General features: G+C 72.7%; 22 protein-coding genes. 11 read left to right on the top strand and 11 right to left on the bottom strand.

From position 1 onward, the window contains the following. Positions 1 to 58 precede the first annotated feature (58 nt). From BLT52_RS03935 to dnaA, 6 genes are all read right to left on the bottom strand, one after another. Positions 59 to 610, bottom strand: a complete 552-nt coding sequence (locus tag BLT52_RS03935; RefSeq protein ID WP_090590839.1) for a hypothetical protein — start codon at positions 608 to 610, stop codon at positions 59 to 61. Positions 611 to 668: 58 nt separating this feature from the next. Next, a complete protein-coding gene (locus tag BLT52_RS03940) occupies positions 669 to 1,247 on the bottom strand; it encodes a DUF721 domain-containing protein (protein WP_090590842.1) in 579 nt (192 codons plus the stop codon). Beyond that, the gene (gene recF, locus BLT52_RS03945; protein WP_090590844.1) at positions 1,240 to 2,394 is read right to left on the bottom strand and encodes a DNA replication/repair protein RecF; all 1,155 of its coding nucleotides are present in this window, start codon (positions 2,392 to 2,394) and stop codon (positions 1,240 to 1,242) included. The genes BLT52_RS03940 and recF overlap by 8 nt, the downstream gene beginning before the upstream one ends. Before the next feature lie 85 nt (positions 2,395 to 2,479). Next, positions 2,480 to 3,421, bottom strand: a complete 942-nt coding sequence (gene gnd, locus BLT52_RS03950) for a phosphogluconate dehydrogenase (NAD(+)-dependent, decarboxylating) (protein ID WP_090590846.1) — start codon at positions 3,419 to 3,421, stop codon at positions 2,480 to 2,482. A 36-nt stretch (positions 3,422 to 3,457) separates the two neighbouring features. Further along, the gene (dnaN, locus tag BLT52_RS03955) at positions 3,458 to 4,624 is read right to left on the bottom strand and encodes a DNA polymerase III subunit beta (RefSeq protein ID WP_090590849.1); all 1,167 of its coding nucleotides are present in this window, start codon (positions 4,622 to 4,624) and stop codon (positions 3,458 to 3,460) included. 926 nt (positions 4,625 to 5,550) lie between these two features. Further along, positions 5,551 to 6,981 (bottom strand): chromosomal replication initiator protein DnaA, encoded by a 1,431-nt coding sequence (gene dnaA / locus BLT52_RS03960; RefSeq protein ID WP_231946493.1) that lies wholly within the window; start codon positions 6,979 to 6,981, stop codon positions 5,551 to 5,553. 380 nt (positions 6,982 to 7,361) lie between these two features. Here dnaA and rpmH point away from each other — a divergent pair, with 380 nt between their 5' ends. The 9 genes from rpmH to BLT52_RS04005 all read left to right on the top strand — a co-directional run bounded on the left by rpmH (position 7,362) and on the right by BLT52_RS04005 (position 13,169). Then, complete coding sequence (gene rpmH / locus BLT52_RS03965) at positions 7,362 to 7,499, top strand: 50S ribosomal protein L34 (RefSeq protein WP_090590853.1); 138 nt, start codon at positions 7,362 to 7,364, stop codon at positions 7,497 to 7,499. 5 nt (positions 7,500 to 7,504) lie between these two features. Continuing rightward, on the top strand, positions 7,505 to 7,864 hold the full coding sequence (rnpA, locus tag BLT52_RS03970; protein ID WP_090590855.1) for a ribonuclease P protein component: 360 nt from the start codon (positions 7,505 to 7,507) through the stop codon (positions 7,862 to 7,864). Then, a complete protein-coding gene (yidD, locus tag BLT52_RS03975; protein ID WP_090590857.1) occupies positions 7,861 to 8,223 on the top strand; it encodes a membrane protein insertion efficiency factor YidD in 363 nt (120 codons plus the stop codon). The genes rnpA and yidD overlap by 4 nt, the downstream gene beginning before the upstream one ends. 82 nt (positions 8,224 to 8,305) lie before the next feature. Next, entirely contained in the window at positions 8,306 to 9,304 is a 999-nt protein-coding gene (yidC, locus tag BLT52_RS03980) for a membrane protein insertase YidC (protein WP_231946600.1), read from the top strand. A 122-nt stretch (positions 9,305 to 9,426) separates the two neighbouring features. Next, positions 9,427 to 10,017, top strand: coding sequence for a Jag family protein (locus BLT52_RS03985; RefSeq protein WP_090590861.1), 591 nt, complete (start codon positions 9,427 to 9,429; stop codon positions 10,015 to 10,017). Positions 10,018 to 10,094: 77 nt separating this feature from the next. Beyond that, complete coding sequence (rsmG, locus tag BLT52_RS03990; RefSeq protein ID WP_231946494.1) at positions 10,095 to 10,688, top strand: 16S rRNA (guanine(527)-N(7))-methyltransferase RsmG; 594 nt, start codon at positions 10,095 to 10,097, stop codon at positions 10,686 to 10,688. 207 nt (positions 10,689 to 10,895) lie between these two features. After that, positions 10,896 to 11,165 carry a hypothetical protein gene (locus BLT52_RS03995; protein WP_157676961.1) on the top strand — a complete coding sequence of 90 codons (270 nt, stop codon included), beginning with the start codon at positions 10,896 to 10,898 and terminating at the stop codon, positions 11,163 to 11,165. A gap of 136 nt (positions 11,166 to 11,301) precedes the next feature. Next, positions 11,302 to 12,225, top strand: a complete 924-nt coding sequence (locus BLT52_RS04000) for a ParA family protein (RefSeq protein WP_090596277.1) — start codon at positions 11,302 to 11,304, stop codon at positions 12,223 to 12,225. Further along, positions 12,225 to 13,169, top strand: a complete 945-nt coding sequence (locus tag BLT52_RS04005) for a ParB/RepB/Spo0J family partition protein (protein WP_090590865.1) — start codon at positions 12,225 to 12,227, stop codon at positions 13,167 to 13,169. Before BLT52_RS04000 ends, BLT52_RS04005 begins: the two co-directional genes overlap by 1 nt. A 51-nt stretch (positions 13,170 to 13,220) precedes the next feature. On the opposite strand, the gene BLT52_RS04010 is transcribed toward BLT52_RS04005, so the two are convergent. Beyond that, on the bottom strand, positions 13,221 to 13,577 hold the full coding sequence (locus BLT52_RS04010; protein ID WP_090590868.1) for a DUF3817 domain-containing protein: 357 nt from the start codon (positions 13,575 to 13,577) through the stop codon (positions 13,221 to 13,223). 49 nt (positions 13,578 to 13,626) lie between these two features. Continuing rightward, positions 13,627 to 14,634: an N-acetylglucosamine kinase gene (locus tag BLT52_RS04015; RefSeq protein WP_090590869.1), complete on the bottom strand. Its 1,008-nt coding sequence runs from the start codon at positions 14,632 to 14,634 to the stop codon at positions 13,627 to 13,629. A 123-nt stretch (positions 14,635 to 14,757) separates the two neighbouring features. Here BLT52_RS04015 and BLT52_RS04020 point away from each other — a divergent pair, with 123 nt between their 5' ends. Continuing rightward, positions 14,758 to 16,215, top strand: coding sequence for a glycoside hydrolase family 3 protein (locus BLT52_RS04020; RefSeq protein WP_197679183.1), 1,458 nt, complete (start codon positions 14,758 to 14,760; stop codon positions 16,213 to 16,215). Here the strand turns inward: BLT52_RS04020 and BLT52_RS04025 are convergent. The 3 genes from BLT52_RS04025 to BLT52_RS04035 all read right to left on the bottom strand — a co-directional run bounded on the left by BLT52_RS04025 (position 16,117) and on the right by BLT52_RS04035 (position 18,151). Continuing rightward, a complete protein-coding gene (locus tag BLT52_RS04025) occupies positions 16,117 to 16,875 on the bottom strand; it encodes a class I SAM-dependent DNA methyltransferase (RefSeq protein ID WP_090590872.1) in 759 nt (252 codons plus the stop codon). The two genes, BLT52_RS04020 and BLT52_RS04025, sit on opposite strands and share 99 nt — an antisense overlap. A 55-nt stretch (positions 16,876 to 16,930) precedes the next feature. Then, on the bottom strand, positions 16,931 to 17,221 hold the full coding sequence (locus BLT52_RS04030; RefSeq protein ID WP_090590873.1) for a DUF4287 domain-containing protein: 291 nt from the start codon (positions 17,219 to 17,221) through the stop codon (positions 16,931 to 16,933). A 213-nt stretch (positions 17,222 to 17,434) separates the two neighbouring features. Further along, on the bottom strand, positions 17,435 to 18,151 hold the full coding sequence (locus BLT52_RS04035; protein WP_090590876.1) for an SDR family oxidoreductase: 717 nt from the start codon (positions 18,149 to 18,151) through the stop codon (positions 17,435 to 17,437). 95 nt (positions 18,152 to 18,246) lie between these two features. On the opposite strand from BLT52_RS04035, the gene BLT52_RS04040 reads away from it, so the two are divergent. Then, positions 18,247 to 19,119, top strand: coding sequence for a LysR family transcriptional regulator (locus BLT52_RS04040; RefSeq protein ID WP_090590877.1), 873 nt, complete (start codon positions 18,247 to 18,249; stop codon positions 19,117 to 19,119). The last annotated feature ends 34 nt before the right edge of the window (positions 19,120 to 19,153 follow it).

Here is a 19,153-nt window from a genome sequence, read left to right on the forward strand (position 1 = left end):
GTCGGGCTCATCGTAGGGGCGGGACGCCCTGCGGGGTGGCGCACCGGTCCGGGGGTGGTCAGCGCCGCGGGAAGGCCTGCAGCGCGCTGCGGCTGAGGGCGACGGTGAGTCCGGCGTCGGCGGCACCGTTGGCCAGTCCGCCGATCACCGGGACCGCCCGGAGCACGGAGGCGGCCAGCCTCACCCCCGAGCGCTTGCCCAGCTCGCCGATCAGCCGCTGGGGACCGCCACCGCCGAGCACCACGACCTCGACGAGCTCCAGGTTGTGCTCGTCCTCGAGGTCGTGACCGCGGAGGTGGGCCAGTCCCCCGACCATCCGCGCGTTCATCGCCAGCGACCCGGCCACGTTGGCGGGCAGCGCGACCGGCAGGGTGAGCAGTCCGCCGAGACCGGTGACGAAGCCGGTGGTGGCCGCGGCGGTGGCCGACTCGTTCACCACCGTGGACACCGCCGCCTCGACGTCACCGCCGCTGCGCTGCCGGCGCTCCTCGGCCCAGGGCCTGGACGCGCTCAGCGGACCGATCCCGTGCCGCACGACCGTCCGCACCAGCTCCCGCATCTTCGCGGTCACCACGTCGGTGCTGCCGCCGCCTGCCGATGCCTGACCCATGGCCCTGTCCTCCGGTCCGTCGCCTCGTCGCTGGCCGCCACGGTAGGACGGGTCCGGGTCACCCGTAGGTGTCGCGCGGTCCCCGCGCGCCGCGGATGCTGCGCCGACCGTGCTTCCAGGAGGGGGCGTCGGGTCCCTTCACCTCGATCCGGGTGACCGTCCCCTGACCCAGCTGCTCGTTCAGACGGGCCACCAGCTGCGGGGCCATCGTCCGCAACGAGGTGGCCCAGGCGGTCGAGTCGGCGCGGACGGCGACCACGCCGTCGGCGTAGCCCTCGGGTCGGGAGTGCTCGGCGTTGACCGCACCCACCAGGGCCGCCCATCGTCCTAGCAGGAGGTGGAGGTTGACCTCGGTGGTCCAGCCCTGGCGGGCCAGCAGCGACTCCAGCGCCTGACCGATCAGCTGGGGGTCGCGTCCGTCCGGGCCGGAGCCGGAGACCTGGACCCCGCCGGGCCGGTCGCGGCGGCGGGGACGTCGCCGGGCCGCGGCGCCGGGACCGGTGGCCCGGAGCTGGCGGCTGATGCTGCGCGCCACGTCGAGACCGGTGTCGTCGTGCTCGGGGGCCGCGGGCTCCTCCGGGGACGCCGCTCGCCCGTCGTCGGCTCCGGCCGGTCCGTGCTCCTCGGGATCAGGCACGAGGTCGCACCTCCCCCCCGGCGACGTCGAACTGGTGACCCTGCAGGACGGCCGGGACGTCGGCCCCCACCGCGGCGGTGACCAGCACCTGCTCGGCGTCGGCCACCCCCACCGCCAGCCGCTCCCGGCGGGTCGCGTCGAGCTCGGCGAACACGTCGTCGAGCACCAGCACCGGGTGGACGTCCTCGCTGCGCAGCAGCGACATCGCACCGAGGCGGAGCGACAGCGCGTAGGACCAGGACTCCCCGTGGCTGGCGTAGCCCTTGGCCGGGAGCGCGCCGAGCCCCAGCACCACGTCGTCACGGTGCGGGCCGACCAGGGTGAGGCCGCGCTGCAGCTCGTCGGCGCGGCGGCGGGCCAGCTCGGCCAGCATCAGCGCCACCAGCTCGTCGCGGGTGGCGACCGGCTCGTCGGGTGCCGGCTCCAGCTCCTCGGGCAGCAGGGCGCTGCGGTAGCGCAGGGTGGCGGTGTTGTTGGTGGGTGCGATGTCGGCGTACCAGCGGGAGGCGTGGGGCGACAGGTCGCGAAGGGTCTGCAGCCGGGCCTGGAGCACCTCCGCCCCGAGCCGGGCCAGGTTGTCGTCCCAGACCTCCAGCGTGGAGGCGGCGTCACCCATCGCCCGGGAGCGTCCGGACAGCGACTTGAGCAGGGTGGTCCGCTGTCGCAGCACCCGGTCGTAGTCGGCCCGCACCCCGGCCAGCCGCGGCCAGCGGCTGACCACCAGGGCGTCCAGGAAGGACCGGCGCTCCGACGGGTCGCCCTTGACCACGGCCAGGTCCTCGGGGCTGAAGACCACGGTGCGCAGGGCGCCGAGCAGCTCGCGGGCGCTGCGCAGCGGGGCCCGGTTGAGCCGGGCCCGGTTGGCCTTGCCCGGGGTGATCTCGACCTCCAGCACCAGCGCCCGGTCGTCCTCGCGCCCGGCCCGCACGCGGGCCCGGGCCACGGCGCGCTCGGCCCCGACCCGCACCAGCGGGGTGTCGGTGGAGACGCGGTGGGAGGACAGCGTGGAGAGGTACTCCACCGCCTCCACGAGGTTGGTCTTGCCCTGGCCGTTGGCGCCCACGAACGTGGTGACGCCGGGTTCGAGGTCGAGGTCCACCGAGACGTAGGAGCGGAAGTCCGCGAGGGTCAGGTGGTCGACGAACACCGGCCCACCCCCTCCCGGACGCCCGTGCGCACCGACCCCCGGGCTCCCCGCCCGGGCGCGGCTGGCACGCCGGGGGCCGAGCCCGTCACACCTTGCTGACGCCCTCGGCGCCCGGACCGGACTCGCTGGTGTCGCTGCGCAGGTCGCCCGCGTCCTCGGCCAGGGTGGCGTGGCCGCCGAACTGGTTCCGCATCGCGGCGACCATCTTCATGGCCGGCGAGTCGTCCTGGCGCGAGGAGAACCGGGCGAAGAGGGAGGCGGCGATGGCGGGGGCCGGGACAGCCAGGTCGATCGCGGCCTCGACGGTCCAGCGCCCCTCCCCGGAGTCCTCGGCGTACCCGCGGATGCCCTCCAGGTTGGGGTCGTCGGCCAGCGCGCGGCACGCCAGGTCGAGCAGCCAGGAGCGGATCACCGTGCCCTCGCGCCAGGACTCGAACACGGCGGGGACGTCGGTCACCTCACCCGACGCGGCCAGGAGCTCCCAGCCCTCGGCGTAGGCCTGCATGATCGCGTACTCGATGCCGTTGTGGACCATCTTGGCGAAGTGGCCGGCGCCCACCTTGCCGGCGTGCACGAAGCCGAAGTCACCGGGGGGCTTGAGCGCGTCGAAGACGGGCCTGGCCTTGGCCACGTCCTCCTCGGGACCGCCGCACATCAGGGCGTAGCCGTTCTCCAGCCCCCAGACCCCGCCGGAGACGCCGCAGTCCAGGTACCCGATCCCGCGCTCGGCCAGGAGCTCGGCGTGGTGGTGGTCGTTGATCCACTTGGAGTTGCCGCCCTCGATGACGACGTCGCCCTCGTCCAGCAGGCCGGCGAGCTCCTCGACCACGGGGCGGACCACCTTGGCCGGCACCATCACCCACACCACCCGTGGGCTCTCGGTCAGCTGACCCACCATGTCGGCGAGGCTGGCGGAGTCCGACAGCTCGGGGTCGGTGTCGTAACCCACCACGGTGTGCCCCGCGCGGCGGACCCGCTCGCGCATGTTGCCGCCCATCTTGCCCAGGCCGATCAGTCCCAGCTGCATGGTGTGGTCCCCTTCTGGTGGTGTTCGGGTGTCAGGTCAGCGGGTCGCCGGCAGACGCATCAGCATGATGACGTGCCGGTAGTCGGTGAGGGGCTCGCCGTCGATCTCGGCGAGACCGGTCAGCAGACAGGGCTTGCCGGGGACGGTGAAGGACAGGTTCACGTAGGGCGCGTCCAGGGCGCCCAGGGCGTCCAGCAGGTAGCTCGGGTTGAAGCCGGCGGCGTCCAGCGAGGGCTCGGCCGCACCGTGCAGGTCGACCGTGGCGCTGAGGGCCTCCGAGGCCTGGGCCTGGTCGCCGGTGGCGGCCTCGAGGGTGATCGAGCCGTCACCGATCAGCATCCGCAGGGCGGTGTTGCGCTCAGCCACCAGGGCGACGCGCTTGGCGGCGTCGATGATCTCCTGGGTGCTGCCGCGGACGGTGAGCTGGGGCTGGATGCTCATCAGGTGGCGGACCTTGGGGAACTCGCCGTCGAGCAGCCGGGTGGTGGTCTCGCGCTGACCGCCCGAGCCCGCCCCCTCGAAGCCGATCAGGCCGTCACCCTGGGAGGCCGCGGAGAGGCTGACCGACACGTTCTCGCCGGCGGTCAGGGATCGGGCGGTGTCGGAGAGGACCTTGGCCGGCACCAGGGCGGCGCCGCTGGCCGAGGGCGAGGCCGGGGACCAGCTGAGCTCCTTGAGCGCCATCCGGTAGCGGTCGGTGGCCAGCAGCGAGATGGTCTCGCCGTCGATCTCCATCCGGACGCCGGTGAAGACCGGGAGCAGCTCGTCGCGGCCGGCGGCCACCACCACCTGGGACACCGCGCGGGCGAAGGCGTCGCTGGCCACCGTGCCGGTCTGCTCCGGCATCGAGGGCAGCGCCGGGTACTCCCCCACCGGCAGGGTCTGCAGGGTGAAGCGGGCGCTGCCGCAGACCAGCTCCATCCGCGAGTCGTCGGCGGTGATGTCGACCGGCTTGCCCGGCAGCGAGCGGCAGATGTCGGAGAGCAGCCGGCCCGAGACGAGCACCTGGCCCTCGTCGCTGACCTCGGCACGGGCGTGGACCTGGGTGGAGGTCTCGTAGTCGAAGCTGGACAGCACCACCGAGTCGCCCTCGGCACGCAGCAGCAGGCCCGCCAGGATCGGGACGCTGGGCCGGGTCGGCAGGCTGCGCGCAGCCCACTGGACGGCCTCGGCCAGGACGTCCCGTTCCAGTCGAATCTTCACTAGTCCTCCTCGGACACCGCAGCGCGGTCGATCATAGGTCCTCGGCGACCTGCGGGCCCGGGGTGCTGGGCGCGGCTGCGGCGAGGGCAGTGCTGGGAACTCTAGCCATGCTCGAGACCAGTGGGCCACCGCGGGAGCGTGGTCCGGTCCGGTGGCGGCCCGCGACAGGGTCGGTGCGGGTGGGGGTGGCTGGCCGGTCGGGGACGGTCCGTCCACAGGTTGGTGGTCCCGTGGCTTTGAACCCTTCTCTCCCTGTGTCAGCTCATCGTCGTCATCACCTCTGTGGATCCTGTGGACGACCGCCATCACCCCTGGTCAGCACGCGTTCGGGCCCGTGGACGGGCGGAGGGACAACCACGAACTACACGGGGAGGACTTGTGCGCAGGTGGGTACCGGCCGGTGGCGCGTCCCCAGGCGCGGAGGGTGTGGTCCCGAGTCGTCCCCAGTTGTCCACAGCTGTGTGCACATCCTGTGGGTAAGAGTTCCACGCGTGGAATTCGGTCCACCTTGCTACTGGTCTGGCCGCCGCGAGAAGGCACGGAGAACGTCCGGTGATCGCCGCTCGTCCCCCTCTCTGGCCGCTCGCACCTCGCCCGACCCCCTGACCGCGTGTATGTCGTCCCGGTCTCGTCCGGCGTGGCGCGGTGTGTCGTCCGGTGGCGGGCTGACGGGCTACAGGTCCTCAGGGCGGGTCTCTGTGCGGCAGCCTCCTGGCGTCGACGCAGGACCCGAGGCGGGGCGGTGCAGCCAGGGTCGGCAGCGGGACCGCGGTGAGGACCAGATCACCGGGACGGGGCGCTGGGGACCGCGTCGCCCTGAGGACGTGTACGTCGTGGGACGGGAGGACCCGGACGCGCCGGGACACGCCGACCGAGACCGGGACAACATACACGCAGGCAGGGGTCGTCGGGCGGGGGACGGCGGGTCAGCGGTGCGCGGCCTGCTTGATGCGGTTGGTGACCTCGGTGACGTGGTTGTACGTCGAGCGGCGCTCGGCCATCTGGGTGCGGATCTTGCGGTCGGCGTGCATCACCGTGGTGTGGTCGCGGCCGAAGGCCTGCCCGATCTTGGGCAGCGACATGTCGGTGAGCTCCCGGCACAGGTACATGGCGATCTGGCGCGCCTGGACCAACTGCTGGGTCCGGCTGCCGCCGCAGACCTCGTCGATGGTCAGGTCGAAGTAGGCCGCGGTGGTGGCGATGATCGTGGTGATCGAGATCTCGGCCTCCCCACCCGGGGGGATCAGGTCCTTCAGGACCTCCTCGGCCAGCTCCATGGTCACCGGCTGCTGGTTGAGGCTGGCGAAGGCCGTGACCCGGATCAGCGCGCCCTCGAGCTCGCGGATGTTGGTCTGGATCCGGCTGCCGATGAACTCCAGCACCTCCGGCCCCGCGGTCAGCCGCTCCTGGGAGGCCTTCCGCCGCAGGATGGCGATCCTGGTCTCCAGGTCCGGCGGCTGCACGTCGGTGAGCAGACCCATCTCGAACCGGCTCCGCAGCCGCGGCTCCAGGGCCTCCAGCGCCTTCGGCGGGCGGTCGGAGGTCATCACGATCTGCTTCTGCGCGTTGTGCAGCGTGTTGAAGGTGTGGAAGAACTCCTCCTGGGTCTGGATCTTGCTCTCCAGGAACTGGATGTCGTCGATCAGCAGCACGTCCACGTCGCGGTAGCGCCGGCGGAACTCAGCGGTCCGGTTCTCCGAGATCGCGTTGATGAAGTCGTTGGTCAGCTCCTCGGTGGAGACGTAGCGGACCCGGACGCGCTCGTAGTAGTTGCGGACGTAGTGGCCCAGGGCGTGCAGCAGGTGCGTCTTGCCCAGCCCGGACTCCCCGTAGATGAGCAGCGGGTTGTACGCCTTGCCCGGTGCCTCGGCCACCGCGACCGCCGCGGCGTGGGCGAACCGGTTGCTGGAGCCGATGACGAAGCTCTCGAAGGTGTACTGCGGGTTGAGCCGGCTCTGGGTGGCTCCCTGTGAGGCCGCGCCGGCGTGGTGCGGGGCTGGCTCGCGCGTGGTGAAGGGTGACGAGCTGGGAGGGACCGGGTGCTGGTCCGCGTCCTGGTCGACCGAGCCGTCCAGCTCCAGGGCGGGCTGCGGCTCGTTCTCGGCCAGCGTGGTGTCGACGCTGAGCGCCAGCTGGGTCGGGCGGTCGTAGTGGGAGCTGAGCCGCTCCTCGATGCCCTCGCGGTGCTTGTTCTCGATCTGGCGACGGGCGAACTCGCTGGGGACGGCGACCACCAGGGTGCTGCCGTGCAGGGCGAGCGGGCGGGTGGTGCGGAGCCAGGCGCGGGCCTCGTGGGGGGCGGTGCTGACGACCTGGTGCCAGGCGGAGTCGATGGCCTCCGGGGAGGGTTCGGTCAACGCGTGCCCCCCGGGCGCTCGGGCCCACTGGTGGCGGGCGTGCGGTCCTGTCGTACCAGCAGTCCACACCGTTGTCCACAGGATGTGGGAAAGTCAAACGGCTCCGCCCTGCGGTGGGTCCGGTGCTGTGACGGTGTGCGCGTCCTGCTGACCCCGGGAACCTAACAACGCCCGGAGGCCTTGGCAACCCACAGCCGCAGCCGGTGGGCTCCGCTGCGGCGTGTCGGCTGGACACGGGGAGGTCGTGCATTCATCCGCCCCGATTTTGACCCTCTCCGACCGCCCGCGTATCGTGGGCAGGTCGCTGGACCGGTGACGCCCTGTCAGGGTGCGCGGACGGTGCGGCACTGACCTCTGCAGATCGATCACAGGAGCTCTTCATGAGCAAGCGCACGTTCCAGCCGAGCAACCGCCGTCGTAGCCGTACCCACGGCTTCCGGCTGCGGATGCGTACCCGCGCGGGTCGCGCCATCCTGGCCGCGCGCCGCCGCAAGGGTCGCTCCGAGCTCTCCGCCTGACGCCGGTGCTCCCGGCTGCGCACCGGCTGCGGTCGTCGGGCGACTTCGCCCGCACGATCCGTGGTGGGGTGCGGGCCGGGAGAGCCAGCCTCGTCGTGCACGCGCGGGTGGACGAGCCGGGTTCCGGCGCACCGACCCGGGTCGGTCTCGTCGTCTCCAAGGCGGTCGGTGGCGCCGTCCAGCGCAACCGCGTGAAGCGTCGCCTCCGCCACCTGGTCGCGCCGCACGTCACCACCCTGCCCTCGGACCTGACGCTGGTGGTGCGTGCGCTGCCCGCGTCCGCGCAGCAGCCCGAGCTGGTGGCCCCCGACCTGGAGGCCGCCCTGAGCAAGGTGCGCTCCCGGTTGGAGCGGGTGTCGCCGTGAGGCACGTGCTGATTGCGCTGCTGAAGGTGTACCGGCTCGTGGTGAGCCCGCTCTACGGCCAGGTGTGCCGCTACCACCCCAGCTGCTCGGCCTACGCCCTCGAGGCGGTCACCGTCCACGGCTCCTGGAGGGGCAGCGGCCTGGCCGCCCGCCGGCTGCTTCGCTGCCACCCCTGGGCACCCGGCGGGTACGATCCGGTACCAGGGACGGTCGCCGCCGAGGAGTGGCGGATCGAGCAGCAGCAGTCGAACCCGACCGACCCCGTCGCGGCCGTCGTGGCCCCGACCTCCCCGAAGGAGACCATCTCCGCTCGGGGTCCATCAGACACGGCTCCCCGCCGGGCCGGACACGAGGTGTGAATTGCTAGAGGGACTGCTTACGACCCTGGTGCCGTTGCTGGCGCCCCTCAGCGTGTGGTCGTCGATCGGCGACTTCTTCAACATGCTGATGACGCCGCTGCACTGGGCCGTCTCGGGTCTGCTGGTGCTCTTCCACTACCTGTGGTCGCCGCTGCTGGGCACCGACTCGGGGTGGACGTGGACCCTGGCCATCGTCTGCCTGACCGTGGTCGTGCGGATCCTGACGATCCCGCTGTTCGTCAAGCAGATCAAGTCCTCGCGCAACATGCAGCTGGTCCAGCCCAAGATGCGGGAGCTGCAGAAGAAGTACGCGCACGACCGGGAGCGTCTCGGCCAGGAGACGATGAAGCTCTACCGCGAGGAGGGCGTCAACCCGATGGCGTCCTGTCTGCCGCTCCTGCTGCAGATGCCGATCTTCTTCGCGCTCTTCCAGGTGCTCAACGGGGCCGCGCGCGCGGTGAACCCCGACGACGCGGTCGGCAGCTGGCTCCAAGGCAACTCGGTGCTGGTGACGTCCCTGCGCGAGAGCACCATCTTCGGCGCCCGCATCTCCGACACCTTCCTGGGCTCTCCCCTGTGGGAGGTCAAGGTCATCACGGTGGTGCTGATCCTGCTGATGACAGCGACCATGTTCTTCACCCAGCTCCAGCTGATGCGCAAGAACATGCCGAAGGAGGCCCTCGAGGGCCCCTTCGCCCAGCAGCAGAAGATCATGCTGTACCTCTTCCCGGTCGTCTTCGCCGTGGGTGGCGTCAACTTCCCGGTCGGTGTCCTCATCTACTGGTTGACCTCGAACATCTGGACGGCGGGCCAGCAGTTCTACATCATCCGCAGGAACCCCGCGCCAGGCACCGAGGCCTACACGCAGTGGGAGGAGCGCCAGCGGAACAAGGGCCACGACCCGAACAAGATGGCGGCCGAGCAGGTCCGCAAAGCCCGCCACGACAAGGGTCTGCCCGACGAGCCGGCGGCGGCGACCACCGCCGGGGGCGTGCAGCGGCAGGTCGTCCAGCGCCAGCAGCCCCGTCGTCAGACGCGGTCCCAGCGTGGCGGCAAGGGCGGCACCGGCCCGCGGGCCTAGGTCCCCGGTGCCCGTGGTCCGCCACGGGCGCACCGGCCCGACCGCGGGTGACGTCCCGCACCACCGACCCCCCGGGGAGCACGAGCCTCCCCGCGCAGCACGAGCAGAGAGTGAGTGTCTCGATGAGCGAGAACGCCGTCCGTGAGGTCCAGCCCGACGAGTCGTCGGTCGACGCCACCGAGAAGCGCACCGACGACGTGGCCCTCGCGGCCCCCGACGAGGAGGCTGCTGAGACCGCCGCCGCTGGGGACGACGCCGACGTCGACCCCCTGGACCTGGAGGGTGAGGTGGCCGCGGACTACCTCGAGGAGCTGCTGGACATCGCCGACCTCGACGGCGACATCGACACCTTCACCGAGGGTGGGCGCGCCCACGTCTCGGTGGTGACCGAGGCCGACGTCCTGGTGGGGCGTGACGGGGAGGTCCTGGACGCCCTGCAGGAGCTGGCCAGGCTGGCCGTGATGACCGAGACCGGTCGGCGCAGCCGGCTGATGCTGGACGTCGCCGGGCACCGGGACCGCCGTCGCCGTGAGCTGCGTGGTCTGGCCGCGGACGCCGTGCAGGAGGTCCGCGACACCGGCGAGCCGGTGCGACTGGCCCCGATGAACCCCTTCGAGCGCAAGATCGTGCACGACGCGGTGGCTGAGGCCGGGCTCGGCAGCGAGTCCGAGGGCGAGGAGCCCCAGCGGCGCGTCGTCGTCCTCCCGGCCTGATCGAGGTGGTCGAGGAGACCGGGGCCCCGGCTGGGGGCCCTACCGGGTCGGACGCACCGGAGCGTCGACCGGTCGAGGTGCCCGAGGTCTTCGGCGCTGCCGTCGAGCAGGCTGAGCGCTATGTCGACATGTTGTTCAGCCGTGGGAGCGAGTGGGGTCTGATCGGACCGCGCGAGCAGGGTCGGCTCTGGACCCGGCACGTGCTCAACTCGGTGGCGATCGCCTCGCTGCTGCCCGAGGGCGTGCACCTCGTCGACGTCGGCAGCGGCGCCGGGCTGCCCGGCATCCCCCTGGCGCTGGCCCGCCCCGACCTCGGCATCACCCTGCTGGAGCCGCTGCAGCGTCGGGCCGAGTTCCTCGAGCTGGTCGTAGACGAGCTGGGTCTGGAGGAGCGCGTGAGGGTGGTCCGCGGGCGGGCCGAGCAGCACGAGGACACCTACGAGGTGGTCACCGGTCGTGCCGTTGGCTCCCTGCAGAAGCTCATCCCCTGGTGCGCTCCGCTGATGGACGAGGACGGGGAGATGGTGCTGCTCAAGGGCGCCTCAGCACCCGACGAGGTGCGGGCCGCCCACAAGCAGCTCCACTCGGCGCGACTCTCCGCCGACGTACTGTCGGTGCGTGCCCACCCGAGCAGCGACCCGACCACAGCTGTCCGACTGCGACGTCGATAAGTCGATAGGGCGCTTTGTCGTCTGCTTCATGTCAGTGTTGACGGCCTCGACGATGATGGCCGGATGTGCGTTCGTCGACGGTGAGCCCGGCGCGCGGGTGGGACGCCAGGTGGCGTCCTGGTCCGAGTCCAAGGTCCCACGCAGCGACCTGGAGGACGCCTGGGCGCGGGACGGCCGACCTTGGTGGACGAGCCGTTGGAGCGCTTGTTGGCTGCGTTCGACGAGCGGGGCGCGGCCGCTCTGGCGGAGGCCCGAGACACCGGCGACGTGCTGGTGGCGCTGGCCTACCACCGGTGTCAGGGGGTGCAGCTCTACGCCGATCCCTGGGACGACCAGCTGTGGTTCCAGGTCCCTCCTGAGCGGGAGCGGACCGTCTGCGCCTGGTCGCCGTACAGCGTGGAGGTGTGGGCCGTACCTGAGGACGACCTGCCGGCCCCCTGGCCTGAGGTCGAGCTCGCGACGGCCACTGAGCGGTGAACCCGCCCACTCGGCCATGGCCGTGGTGAGCCGATCGACGCCCGCGATTGGGTAGGGTCAGGTCGATGAGGTGCGCTCGCGTGCGGACCCGAAGTTTCACGTGGAACCACGAACTGGAGAGCCTGTGACCAACCCGGTGGAGTCGAGTGGGTCGGAGCCCGGAGTACCCCGTCGGGCGGTCGTCGAGACCGCGGACGAACTGGATGGTGGCGCTGAGCGACCCACCCCCGAGGGTGTTCCACGTGAAACACACATCCCCCTCCCCCGCCCTCAGGCGCCCCGCACGATCGTGATCGCCAACCAGAAGGGCGGGGTGGGGAAGACCACCACCGCGGTCAACCTCGCTGCCGCCCTGGCCCTCGGCGGACTCGACGTCCTGGTGATCGACCTGGACCCGCAGGGCAACGCCTCGACCGCCCTCGGAGTTGATCATCACGAGGGTGTGGGTGGGACCTACGAGGTCCTGATCGAAGGACACCGTGTTGATCAGCACGTCGTCGCCTCGCCGGAGGCCCCCAGGCTGCACGTCCTCCCTGCCACCATCGACCTGGCCGCGGCGGAGATCGAGCTGGTGTCGGTCTCCTCCCGGGAGAACCGGCTCAAGCACGCGCTCGTCGAGTACCGCGCCATGCACGACGTCGACTACATCGTCCTGGACTGCCCCCCGTCGCTCGGACTCCTCACCGTGAACGCCCTGGTGGCTGCTCAGGAGATCCTCATCCCGATCCAGTGCGAGTACTACGCGCTGGAGGGGGTGTCGCAGCTGATGCGGACGATCCAGATCGTGAAGGGATCCCTCAACGACACGCTGCGGTTGAGCACCATCCTCCTGACGATGTTCGACGCCCGGACGCGACTGGCCGGTCAGGTGGCGGACGAGGTGCGGAGCCACTTCGCCCGGGAGACGCTGCGCACCGTGATCCCCCGCTCGGTGCGGGTGTCCGAGGCGCCCAGCTACGGTCAGACCGTCTTGTCCTACCAACCCGGATCCGCGGGAGCCGTCGCCTACCTGAGTGCGGCCCGCGACATCGCCGCCCGCGGCGCGGAAGGAGCGTACTGATGGCCACCGCAGAACGACGAGGGCTCGGGCGCGGTCTGGGTGAGCTGTTCCAGCGCACCGACTCCCCCGAACCGGCACGCGAATCGGACGAGACCGTGGCGGCGGAGGAACCACGCGCCCGCGAGAAGGAGCCGGCGCTGGTCCCCGTACCCGAAGGCTCGTCCTTCTCCGACCTGCCGGTGGCGTCCATCGTCCCCAACCCCCGGCAGCCCCGGACGGAGTTCGACGAGGACGCCATGGCCGAGCTGGTGGCGTCCATCCAGGAGGTCGGGCTGCTCCAACCCGTGGTGGTCCGCCCTCTGGGCGACGACGGCTACGAGCTGGTGATGGGTGAACGCCGGTGGCGTGCCACCCAACGAGCCGGTCTGGCCACCATCCCGGCCATCGTTCGCCGCACCGAGGACCACGACCTCCTCCGTGACGCCCTGCTGGAGAACCTGCACCGGGCCCAGCTCAATCCGCTGGAGGAGGCTGCGGCGTACCAGCAGATGCTGCAGGACTTCGACTGCACGCAGGAGGAGCTGTCACGACGGATCCACCGTTCGCGGCCGCAGATCAGCAACACGATCCGCCTGCTGCGTCTCCCTGCGAGCGTGCAACGGCGGGTGGCGGCCGGGGTTATCAGCGCCGGGCACGCTCGGGCGCTCCTGATGATCACCGACCCCGCCGGCCAGGAGCGGATGGCCCAGCGGATCGTGGCCGAGGGTCTGTCGGTGCGCTCGACCGAGGAGCTCGTCTCGATGGGGGAGCTGGGTGAGGAACGCTCGCCCCGACGCCGACGACCCCGAGAACTGCCAGAAGGTGCGTCGCGTGTCGCGGACCGGCTCACCGACCGCCTGGACACGCGCGTGAGGGTCGAAGGCAGCGCCCGACGCGGCCGGATCGTGATCGACTTCGCCTCGGCGGAGGACCTGCAGCGACTGGCGGATCTGCTGGATCGCTAAAGCATCAAAACGCTAAAGCACTAGATCGGTATGTCGACACAAGGTAGGAACTCAGCCGGGTATGACCGGTGAGGTGTCCTGGGCCCCGGCCGCCGGCGTACGACGCCGCACGTCCGCCGTGGCGTACCTCTCCGCGACGAAGGAGAGGAACGGCACGGTGCCCGCCAGGGCGATGATCAACAGGCGCCACCACGGCCATCGCACACGACGGCCGAGGTCCACGGCGGTGATCAACAACAGCATGTAGAGCCAGCCGTGGGGGACACCGGTGACGTTCACGACGAGGTCGTTGCCCCCGAGGTACTTGAGTGGGAGACCGACGCACACGAGCACCACGAGGAGCACCCCGACCACCCACGCCATCACCCGGTACCGGGTCAGGGCTCCACGCACACCGTGTTCGTCCATGATCAACTCCTCGCTCGACCATGGCGAGCCTACCGTCGATCCGGAGTGTCTAAGTCGACAAGTCTCCGAACAGGCGGACCGGCGCGGGCGGCACCAGCCCACCGACGTCGGGGGAGGACCACCCGACCAGGTCTGCGGCCAGCACCATGGCGCCCAGGACCGGGTGGGTGCTGAGGTGGACCTCACGGCCCTGCTGGTGCAGCACCCGGCTCACCTCCTCGCGCACCGGGCCGGCCGCGGTCAGGACCCCGCCGGCCAGCACCGCGTCGTGGACAGGCGACCCGGTGGCGACCGCGGAGAAGGTCGTGATCAGTCGTCCGGCTGCGTCCGTGAGGACCTCCGTCGCCACCGCGTCGCCGTCGGCTGCGCACCGGACGACGACCGGGACCAGACGTGCCAGGTCCGGTGCCTCGAGACCCGCGGTGGCGTGGACCCAGTCCTGGCGCGGGTCGCCGGTGGTCGCCGGTACCTGCAGCGCCGTCGCGAGCTCGGTCTCGAGCAGGGTGCGGGGGCCGCGGCCGTCCAGGGCGGCGACGGCGGCGCGGACCGCGGTGGACCCGATCCACCACCCCGACCCCTCGTCACCCAGCCGCCATCCCAGGCCGTCGCAGCGCTGGACCAGCCGGCCGTCCTGGTACCGCCCCGCCACCGCACCGGTCCCGCTGAGCAGGAGCACCCCGTCACCGCCGGGCGCAGCGGCCAGGAAGGCGATGTCCAGGTCGGTGCGCACGTCCACCGGGGCCGACACCCCCAGCGCGGCCAGCGCGCCCGTCACCCGCTCGGTGACCTCGTCCAGGGCAGCGGCCGCGCCGGCGATGCCCGCGGCCACCCCCCGCACGGCCGAACCGGGTACGGGTCCGAGGGCGGTGCGGACGGCCTCGCGCAGGTAGAGCGACACGTCGCCGGTGGAGCTGCGGTGGTTGCCTCCCGGAGCCACGGCGTGACCGAGCAGCCGGCCGGTGGCGTCCATCACCAGCGCCTTGGTGGAGGTGCCTCCGACGTCGAGGCCCACCAGGACGTCGTCGCTCGGACCGGGGCTGAGGGGTTCGGTGGTCACGGAACCACCCTCTCGCACCGCGCCGGGGGTGCACCGACTGGCAGCACGGACCGGTCCTGACGGGGCAGACTGGGCCGGTCGTCGGACGGCGGTGGTGGTCGGGGAGCAGGAGGAGCCGTGGACGTGGGCGAGCTGACCAGGGGACCGGTGGCGCGGGCGGCCCTGGGGGTGCTGATGGCCAGCTTCCCCGGCACCGAGCTGCCCGGCTGGCTGACGCCCGCCGTGTCCGGTCTGGGCGGCGTGTGCCTCTTCGGGGAGAACGTCCCGGACCTCCCCACGGCCCGGCGTCTGTGCGACGAGCTGCACACCCTTGCCCCCGGGACCGTGGTGCTCGTCGACGAAGAGGGCGGTAACGTCACCCGGTTGCAGGCGGCCGAGGGCTCGGACCTGCCCGGCAACGCCGCCCTGGGGGTGGTGGACGACCTGGACCTCACCGGGCGAGCCGGCCGCGCCCTGGGGGGGCTGCTGCACGCCGTCGGGGTGGACGTCGACCTGGCCCCCTGCCTGGACGTGGCGAGCGAGCCCTGGAACCCGGTGATCGGGACACGGTCCTTCGGCGCCGACCCGGCCTCGGTGGCCCGCCACGGTGCCGCCTTCGTGGCCGGGGTCCGCGCCGGCGGGTCCGGTACCTGCGCCAAGCACTACCCCGGCCACGGCGCCACCTCGGTGGACTCCCACGTGGCGCTCCCGGTGCTGGACGTGGGGTTGGACGAGCTCGAGCGGCGCGACCTGCCCCCGTTCCGGTCGGCCGTGGCCGCCGGGGTGGACGCGGTGATGACCGCGCACGTCGTGGTGCGGGCGCTGGGGGAGGGCCCGGCGTCCCTGGAGCCGTGGTCGAGCCGGATGCTGCGGCGCTCGGGGTTCGCCGGGCCGGTGGTCACCGACGCCCTGGGTATGCGCGCGGTGGGCGACGACCTCGGTGCGGCGGCGGTGGCGGCCGTGGCCGCGGGGGCGGACCTGCTGTGCCTGGACGCCCCTCAGGAACGCGACGCCGAGGCGATGCTCTGGCAGGCCTGGACCGCGCTGGTGGCCGCTGTCTCAGACGGGAGGCTGGAGCTGGTCCGGTTGCAGCGCTCCGCGTCCCGCAACCGGGCCCTGGGGCTGCGGGCGGCGCAGCGACGGGCCCGTCCCCGGCCGGAGCTGGCGGCGGCCCTGGAGGGACTCGCGGCGGTGGGGCGCGAGGCCGCCGAGCGGTCCCTGGGAGTCGACGGCGACGTCGTCCGGCGGGGGCCGGTGCAGCTGGTGGACCTCCGTCCGCGGCAGAACCTGGCGGCTGGGCGCACCACCAGCGCCTTCGGCACGGCCCTGGCCGGACGTCTGCAGGCCCTCGGTCAGGCGGGCCCGGTCCCGTCGGACCAGCCGCTGCCCGACGGCGGCACCACCCTGGTGCTGGTCCGCGAGCCGCACCCGGAACGGGAGGAGGGCCGTGCCCTGGCCGCGCTGCTGGCCGAGCGCCCGGACGCCGTCGTGGTCCACACCGGTCTACCGGCCACCGCGCCGTCGGCGGGGCGTCGGGTGCTCTGCCACGGGGTGGGCCGCGCCAACGCCCAGGCGGTGATGGAGCGCGTGCTGCCCGGCTGAGCCGGTCCGCCCCGCCGGGTACGGACGCCGGGCCAGCACGAAGCCCTGCGGGTGGCGCTCCTGCTCACGCGCCCCCCGGTCCAGGACGGTGTCGACGGTGAAGCCGGCCCGGAGCAGGGCGTCGCACACGTACGGGGTGTGGTGCAGGAACGCGCCCAGCTCCACGTCGTGCCCGTAGGGACGGTCGATCACCCGGTGCCCGGTGCCGGCCTGGTAGCCGAGGAGCAGCAGACCTCCCGGCCGCAGGACCCGGTGGAGCTCACCCAGCAGCGGTGCGAGAGCGGAGGGTGGGGTGTGGATGATCGAGTACCAGGCCATCACGCCGTCCAGCTCGCCGTCGGGGTGCGGCAGCGCGGCGAGGTCGGCGACGGCCAGGTCGATCGAGGGGTGCGCCCGGCGGGCCACGGCGACCATGCCGGGGGAGAGGTCGACCCCGGACAGCCGGAGCGTGGGGTCCAGCGCGGTCAGGTGGGTGAGCATCCGCCCGGTGCCGCAGCCCGCGTCGAGGAGCTGGGCGCCGGGACCGAGCCGGACGAGGAGGTGCTCCACCATCGCGAGGTCGAGGGCCGCCTCGTAGCGGGTGTCCGGCAGCATCCGGGCGTAGCTCTCGGCCACCGCGTCGTAGGCGGTCCGGGTCCCGGCCAGCAGGTCGTCGTCCACGCACCGACCCTAGGGCGCCGAGGACCACCGCCTCCGGTGACGCCCCGGTCCGACCTCAGCCCGGCAGGGAGGCCACCCCGTCGAGCCAGAGCCGACCGATGCTGCCCTCCGGCGGCTCGGTGACGCCCTCGTTGCGGGCGTCCACCCGGTCCAGCTGCGTGACGACCCGCGCCATCGTCATGGCGTGGCCGTGCCCCAGGCCGTAGGTCTCCTTGAACCAGGTGCAGAGCGGGCCGGCGGGGACGGCGGACCCGGAGAACCCGGCCTCCGCCGCCGCGGCGACCAGCTCCCGTGGGGTCAGGCCGGTGCGGTTCTCGATGGTGGTCAGGTAGCTCTGGGCGGACACGTCGGTCTCCTCGTGGGTGGTTCTGCCGGTGCTGCCAGGTGGGACCCGGGGCGGCGACGGAACTCATCGGAGCAGCTCACGTCCTCCGGCGACCGCCAGCACGATGACGTGCCCGAGCCCGTGCGACGCCTGGACACCGCCGCGCTGGTCGCTGCGGTCGACGCGACCGCCGACCTCGACCTCAGCCTCCTCGCCCCGGGACCGCCGCCGGGTTCACCAGGGGACCGGCCCGTCGTCGTCGAAGAAGCCGCCTCGCGGCCCGTCGTCGGGCAGCGTGGCGAGTCGGACCGCGATCTGCGCCCCCTGCTCCGGGGTGCGGGGTGAGGCGAGGCCGGTGAAGTCGGTGGCCACGTAGCCCGGGCAGACGGCGTTCACGACCACCGGGGTGTCGGCCAGCCGGCGGGCGTACTGGACGGTGAGGGCGTTGAGCATCGACTTCGAGGGCGCGTAGGCGGCCATCACCGGGCCGGTCTGCAGGGCCAGCGAGCCCATGTTGCTCGACACGTTGACGATCCGCGGCGACCGGGCACGCTGCAGCAGCGGGAGCAGTGCGTTGGTCACCCGCACCACGCCGAGCACGTTGGTCTCCAGCACGGTGCGCACGACGTCGAGGTCGAGCGTGGTGGGGTCCTGGGCGCCGCCGTCGGTGCGCCCGCCGATGCCGGCGTTGTTGACCAGGACCTCCAGCCCTCCGGCCCGCTCCTCGACGAGCGCCGCGGCCGCCGCGACGCTCTCCTCCGACGTCACGTCGAGGACGACCGCGAAGGTGTCGAGCCCTTCGCCGCGCAGCCGCTCGGCGGCCTCCTCACCCCGGCGCTCGTCGCGCGCCCCGACCGCCACCCGGAGACCGGCCGCGCCGAGCCCCCGGGCGATGGCGAAGCCGATCCCCTTGTTCGCGCCGGTGACCAGCGCCGTCCTCGTGCTTCCCATGCCTCCATGCTCGGGGCGCGCGGCGGGAGCCGTCCAAGACCGGTCCAGTACCTCGTGATACCCCGTCGGTATCAGGGGGCGCCTACGCTGGGCGCGTGGACGACCTGGAGACCCGCGAGCTCCGCTACTTCGTGGCCGTGGCGGAGGAGCTGCACTTCCACCGGGCGGCCGAGCGGCTGGTGATGGCCCAACCGCCGCTCTCGCGGGCGATCCGCCAGCTCGAGCAGCGGCTCGGGGTGCAGCTCCTGGAGCGCGACCGCCGTGGGGTCAGCCTGACCGAGGCCGGCACGGTGCTCCTCGGTGAGGCCAGGACGGCCCTGGACGCGGTGGCGGCGGCCGGTCGCCGGACGCGCCGCGCGGGGGACCCACGGCGTCCGCTGGTGCTCGCGACCAAGGCGGGAGCCTCGCACGAGGTGCTGAGCCGGCTGCTGGACACGCTGGCGGCCCGACCCGGGACGGCGCCGGTGGAGGTCCTGCTCTGCGAGGTGGGTGAGCAGGCCGGGCTGCTGCGCGACGGCCGGGCCGACCTCGCGCTGATGCACCGGCCGGTGGACGACCTCGCCGGCTTCGCGACCGAGGACCTGGACACCGAGCCCCAGGTGGCCGTCGTGCCCGCGTCCCACCCGCTCGCCGCACGCCCGCAGGTCACGCTGGCCGAGGTCAGCGACGTCGCGGACCTCCCGATGGCCCGCTGGCCCCGTCTGGGTGGTGGCTACCCGGAGGGCCCTGGGCCGGAGGTCCGCACCCAGTCCCAGCTGGCCCAGCTGGTGGCGCTCGGTCGGGCTCTGGTGGTCATCCCCGCCTCCAGCCGCGCCTGGCAGTGGCCCGAGCACGCCGCGGTCCCGGTCGTCGACGCACCGCACATCACCACGGTCATCGCCTGGCCCGCGGGGGACCGCCGCAGGGCCGTGGCGTCGGTCGTCCGCTCGGCGGTGACCCTGCGTGGCGAGGCGGCGGACCGGGGCTGAGGCCGTGCCGCGGAGGTGGCACGGCCGTCGAGCG

This window comes from Auraticoccus monumenti, from assembly GCF_900101785.1.
GTDB classification, from domain to species: Bacteria; Actinomycetota; Actinomycetes; order Propionibacteriales; family Propionibacteriaceae; genus Auraticoccus; species Auraticoccus monumenti.